The sequence below is a fragment of the Methylobacterium sp. WL18 genome, from assembly GCF_008040015.1.
Taxonomy (GTDB): Bacteria; Pseudomonadota; Alphaproteobacteria; order Rhizobiales; family Beijerinckiaceae; genus Methylobacterium; species Methylobacterium mesophilicum.
The window spans coordinates 1-4299 of record NZ_VRVD01000408.1 but is presented as its reverse complement, the minus strand read 5'-3'; the positions used below and the strand labels follow the sequence as shown (position 1 = coordinate 4299).

The window sequence follows — 4299 nt, the reverse complement described above, 5'->3', positions numbered from 1 at the left end:
CTTCACACCAGCTGAATGTCGAGCCTACCTTGCGGCTGCAGGATACGACGCAACCTGATCGGATGCCGCTCTATTGAGCACTCGTGTGGAGTATCTCGCCGATTTCTGTAAACTTGGGCGTCGCATCAACAACGTCACACACCAGCCGCGCGGTAAATACTTCTCTGCAGCAGCATATGAGTTCGATTAAATCGATAAGGATATGGCGCCTTGAACCCGTCTGCATATTTCATACTTTTATTTAGAAAATTGTTTAAATTCCATAAAACGGACTAGCTAATTCATTGGGTGACACAGAATGTCTAGCATCCGGCAATTTAACATCATTCCTGCTTGCAACTCTTCAGCAAACTCACGATATGACCAGAATGAATACTCATTTGACGTTCAATAATTCTTCGTGTGTCGTACAAAGTCTAAAAACCAATTATTCTGTCGAACTGAGCCTGGCAAATTGCAAGAATTTTATCATAGCCTGCAGTTAAATTAGCTCTGAATTGAGAAATTTCAACAGAGTCATAGTTCTTAGAGTGAAGGAATTGCAAGAGATCACTTTGTGTATCAAAAAAGTAACCAAACGGCCCGATTAATTCCGCAAGCTCTTCCCCGAACTCCGTCCGCAATCCGATCATCGGCGTGTTTGTCAATAACATATCCATAGTTGCGCCGCTCGCCTGCAGCCGATAGGAATCATTTGGTAGATACAGAAATAGGTCGCATTTAGAGATCTCTTTAAGGCGTTCCGCGTAATCAATTGAAAATGATCTTTCATTGTTTGATTTCTTGAATTCGTTTGAAAGCACAGATAATTTAAATTTACAAGTAGTACTGGAAAGTTTTTTAATCTCCTCAAGCAGAATGTTATTTTTTATTGATAAGCCATGCCAACCATACATAAATAGAATGCGAACGGACTTGGGAAGTGACTCTGAGACGTCTGATTCAACCCTAGGTATCCTAGAAATACCTATCGGATGGTTTATGACGCTTATTTTGTCCGGATGGAAAAATTTACCAATAGAATTTTCAATATTTATTCGAATCCGCTCCCCTAAAACTATAAAGCGCACATTTTTGAAGAGGCGGAAAAGAAAATACCACTTAATAAAATTTTTAACACGGACTCTCAGGTCGCGGCCGCATGCATCCACGAAATGGCTATGGAACATCCAAAAAATCGGATTTTTGCTCGCTCGCACGCCAAATAAATTCATGTACAGGAACAGTCTGTAGCTGATGTTTGTCATTATTATCTGGTCAATTTGTTTTTTGGCCAGAAAATTTTGAACAATACCCACGATCTCATGCCTGTGACGCCAAGTAACAAAGTCGACTTTGTCCCCGATTTCTCTGCAAAGGTATCGCTTTATCGCCTCGCAGTGCGTAGTCTCTGCAATAATGGTGACACGCGAATAACGAGTGGTAGCGAGACGTATGATTCCTGTGTTAACAAGAATGTGGGATTGTCCTACGACAGAAGGATCGACTAGGAGGGCGTTTTGAAGGCGGACGGGAATTTGTTGATCGCACATAGTTCCAGCATAACTAAATTCATAGAGCTTGAAAAGCAGATAATTGATTTCTGGCATCAAAGCAATACCCAAGCGATGATCGCCGCAAAGAGAGCTACAAGGCATCACGAAAATTTCATTGCACGCCATCCATACGATGTCCCAAGATGAAGCATAATTTTGTTTCGTCTAATGATGTAGCGACACGGTCGGCCATTCTTCAGCCACTGAACCGCCCGCATGAGGTATAATGTCCGGGATGTGAACTTCATTGTAGAATGCCCCATGAGTCAAATCTATCAGAGCCATGTGGATCCAAGGTTTGTAGTACAACCTCTCTGCTCAAGGACCATCATACCGGCACCGGCAACGACGCTGTCGTCCACAGGGGGCTTCTGTAAAATGGGTGGCCCTCCACTTCGGCTCACGCTCGGCAACTTCTCGCTGACAAGGTGAAATTTCGATGGCATTATGAAAATCCGTTCGGATCGAGCTTTCTAGTCATAACAGACCTTGTTCACAAGCATGACCTCCATCAGCGGTTTTTGTCGCATTATATAATCAGTGAGCATAAAGTGCCGAACCACCAGAGATATTATGCGACACTAGACCTTATTCGAGGTGTCGCAGCAATTTTTGTAGTAGTATATCACTTACAGCACTGGCTCACTGGTCCTGGATATGCCGTCAATGCCGGTCTTGCCGTGGATTTATTTTTTTGTCTGAGCGGATTTGTTCTCGCGGGTGCGTACGTGAAGCGTTTCGCTGCTGGCATGACGCTGCGGAGCTTTATAATTAGTCGAATGATTCGTCTAATGCCTCTAGTTTTCGTGGCTACAGTCATCAGCGGGACTTACGTTTGGGCCCGGGTAATCCAGGGTAGTGATACTTCTACAGGTTTTCAGGTAATTACAGCTATTATGTTGAACCTCCTCAGCATACCGTTTTTTGATGCTCCCTCCGCGATTGGCGGCCCACAGCTATTTCCTCTTAATGGCCCTCAGTACACTATTTTTCTCGAGATAATTGTTAATATAAGCTGGTATTTTACCAGTAAAATCGAATGTCCTATGCTCAATTACGTCGTCGTAGGCATTTCGCTTATTTTTATCGTAATACTTGGAATTGGTGGTGACACCTCGGGCACCTTCTCGTGCGGCTTATCGCGCGTCTTCTACTCCTTCTATGTTGGGATAATTTTATTTACGATCTTTAACAAAACTGGTAGGGGTGCAGCGACGCTTATCGATAAGAGCTTATTCGCCGTCTGCTTTGCACTCATGGTGCTAATCTTCGCTTTGCCTCTGCCGTACATGCTGACATGGACAGGTGAGCTGATGTGGATTGCGGTTTTCTCACCCGCCCTTGTGTTCGTGGCAGCGCGAGTGCGCATTGAGGGTCGCCTCACATCGATTTCGGTTTGGCTGGGAGCAATTTCATATCCAGTATATATTCTGCATTATCCACTTTTTTGTTGGATCAATGGTGCTTATCAGTATATTTTTGAAGCTAAAAATTTTATGGTCGAGGCGGGGCTTTTGATGCTGTCGCTTGCTTTATTAAGTCAAATTATATTAAAACTCTTTGATTCGCCGATACGGTCACTTCTTACTAGGACCTATCGTCACGTAAAGTGATCGATAGCGGAGGTAGGTATTGGATATTGACCTAATCGTTTGCTTTTTGGCGAATTCACATTATGTTTGAACGCTGGACGAATACCGTTTCATCTAACTATTTATGGCCAGGCCGAACGTTGATTTTCGTGCTGCAATGGTACGGTTAACGCTCGCGCGGCAGTTCCGCGTAAAAAGGCGCGCCACTGGGATTTCGCTGATTCCTTTGTAAGATGCGGCGCAGCGATCTGGAGCGGTTGAGCCCCGAAGAGCTGATCGATCCTTCGACAGGCTCAGGATGAGGTGGTGCTGCGGCTGCAGCGTCCAGCGAAGACGTCGCACACCTCCTCGAAGCCGCCGGCGACCGATCACGAGGAGCGGCGGGACCAATCCAAGCCCGGAGGGTCAAACACGGGCACGAGGGCCACAGCCGGAGGATGAGCGACGATCCCGATGCGGTGATCGATCATCGTCCGGATTGCTGTTCGTGCTGCGGCGGCGCCCTGCACGTTGATCTTCTGTAAGCGCTGTTTGGGCGGCACCTTCCGGTAGACGGTGTGAAGGCGACATACGGAGCGGAATGGGAGCTCCGTCACATGTCGATGTCAGGGCGTATGGCTATGTCGGAGCCGATCCGGCGCCTGGAGCTATTCACGGGGGCCGGTCGGCGGACGTGGTCGGATTAGGAGAAGGCCGCCATCGTCGCCGAGAGCGATGGTCCGGGCACCTCGATCAGCGCGGTGGCACGCCAGCATGGATTGAGCGCCTCGCAGCTGTTCACGTGGCGGCGCCTGGTTCGTCAGGCTGGGGGGCACGACGGCGAGCGCGCACTACAGTTCGTGCCGGCCGTGATGAGTGTGGGCCCGCAGGAGCCGACGTCTGCCGAGATGAGCCCCGAACTGAAGGAGCGATGCGGCTGCCACAGCATCGAAGTTGAGATCGCAGGCGCCATGGTCCGCATCGGCGAGGACGCAAGCGAGGCGCAGATCACCGCGGTGATCCGGGCGCTGAAGGCTCCCTATGATCGGGCCCTCCGGCGCGGTGCGCGTGATGCTGGCCACACGGCCGGTGGACTTCCGCAAGGGCATGGATGGGCTGGCCGCTCTGGTGCGTGACGCGATGGGCGCGGATCCGTTCTCCGGCACGGTCTACGTGTTCCGCTCGAAGCGCGC

3 protein-coding genes and 2 pseudogenes are annotated in these 4299 nt (G+C 48.9%); 4 read left to right on the top strand and 1 reads right to left on the bottom strand.

Annotated features, from left to right (window positions below; all coding sequences use genetic code 11):
• Positions 1-416: 416 nt before the first annotated feature.
• Positions 417-1661 (bottom strand): hypothetical protein, encoded by a 1245-nt coding sequence (locus tag FV228_RS21740; protein ID WP_147856509.1) that lies wholly within the window; start codon positions 1659-1661, stop codon positions 417-419.
• A 425-nt stretch (positions 1662-2086) separates the two neighbouring features.
• Between FV228_RS21740 and FV228_RS21735 the strand changes: the two genes are divergently transcribed.
• The 4 genes and pseudogenes from FV228_RS21735 to tnpB form a co-directional block, all read left to right on the top strand.
• Entirely contained in the window at positions 2087-3148 is a 1062-nt protein-coding gene (locus tag FV228_RS21735) for an acyltransferase (RefSeq protein ID WP_187277859.1), read from the top strand.
• A gap of 212 nt (positions 3149-3360) precedes the next feature.
• A pseudogene (locus FV228_RS21730) lies at positions 3361-3645 on the top strand (IS66 family transposase); the annotation flags it as partial.
• Between the two features lie 180 nt (positions 3646-3825).
• Positions 3826-3918 (top strand): annotated as a pseudogene (locus FV228_RS34330) (transposase); the annotation flags it as partial.
• 229 nt (positions 3919-4147) lie between these two features.
• Positions 4148-4299: IS66 family insertion sequence element accessory protein TnpB (tnpB, locus tag FV228_RS21720; protein ID WP_147856507.1), on the top strand; the 152-nt coding region annotated here is incomplete at its 3' end.

Bases quoted from the DNA above. Each gene is read 5' to 3' on its own strand.
- FV228_RS21740 (WP_147856509.1), bottom strand. From the start codon at position 1,661: ATGGCGTGCAATGAAATTTTCGTGATGCCTTGTAGCTCTCTTTGCGGC.